Annotated in this window: 1 protein-coding gene; it reads left to right on the top strand. The window is 65.3% G+C overall.

Going from position 1 to position 1,216, the window contains the following annotated elements:
• The first annotated feature begins 51 nt into the window (after positions 1 to 51).
• Positions 52 to 1,202 (top strand): IS3 family transposase gene (locus tag LHA35_RS28295; RefSeq protein ID WP_226615200.1). Its coding sequence is split into 2 segments (ribosomal slippage): positions 52 to 316 and positions 316 to 1,202, totalling 1,152 coding nucleotides; the frame shifts between segments, so codons are not numbered across the junction.
• The last annotated feature ends 14 nt before the right edge of the window (positions 1,203 to 1,216 follow it).

A 1,216-nucleotide genomic window follows, 5' to 3' on the forward strand; every position in this document is an offset into this window, starting at 1 on the left:
TGGACTTGCTTCGGGAAAGTGGAGAGGTCCCGATGATGCAAGAGGACCCACATGAAGCAGCAGCGACGGTTTACGAAGGAATTTGAGGACGAGGCGGTACGCCTTGCTCGGACGAGCGGCCGAACCCAGCGGGCGATCGCTGAGGATCTCGGGGTCGGGCTATCGACGCTGGTCCGCTGGATCGGCCGCAGCCGCGACCGGGCGGCGGAAGCACCTGGCGGGTCGGCGTCGCCGGACATGGCGGCGGAGCTGAAGCGGCTGCGACGGGAGAACGAGATCCTCCGCCAGGAGCGGGACATCCTGAAGCGGGCCACCGCTTTTTTCGCCAGGGAGGGAAGTCGGTGAGCTTCAAGCTCGTCGACGAGGCGAAAAAGGAGTTCCCCGTGCACCGTCTCTGCAGCGTCCTTGGCATCAGCCAAAGTGGCTACTTCGCCTGGAAGGGGCGCCCGGCCTGCCGCCGCCAGCACGAGGACATGGTGCTGCTGGCGCATGTTCGGTCGGCCTTTGCGCTGTCGAATGGCACCTACGGCAGCCCTCGCATGACGCGCGACCTGCGCGACGATGGCTTGGATGTTGGCCGCCGCCGGACTGCGCGCCTGATGCGTGAGAATGGGCTCAGGGCGCGGCAGAAGCGGCGGTTCAAGCGGACCACGGATAGTCACCACGCCTGGCCGGTGGCGCCGAACCTGCTCGATCAGGATTTCACGGCGGCGGGCCCGGACGAGAAATGGGGCGCCGATATTTCCTACATCTGGACGAAGGAGGGCTGGCTGTACCTTGCCGTCGTCATCGACCTGTTCGCCCGCCGCGTCGTCGGCTGGTCGACCGGCGACAGGTTGCACCGCGACCTGGCCTTGGCAGCACTGCGGAAGGCGGTCGTCATGCGCCGTCCAACGGCGGGCCTGATCCACCATTCGGACCGCGGCAGTCAATATTGCTCCGTGGACTACCAGGCCGAACTGAAGGCCCACGGCATCCTGATTTCCATGTCCGGGCAGGGAAACTGCTTCGACAACGCCATGGTCGAGACGTTCTTCAAGACGCTGAAATCCGAACTCGTCTGGCGCACCGCCTTCGAGACACGCGCCGACGCCGCGGCCGCCATCGGCCGATACATCGACGGCTTCTACAATCCTGTCCGCCGCCATTCCGCCCTCGACTTCACAAGCCCTGCGCAGTTCGAGAAGATGGCCGCTACCTGACCTAATGCCTCTCC

Origin of the sequence: Roseicella aerolata (assembly GCF_020523605.1) — a bacterium.
Lineage (GTDB): Bacteria > Pseudomonadota > Alphaproteobacteria > Acetobacterales > Acetobacteraceae > Paracraurococcus > Paracraurococcus aerolatus.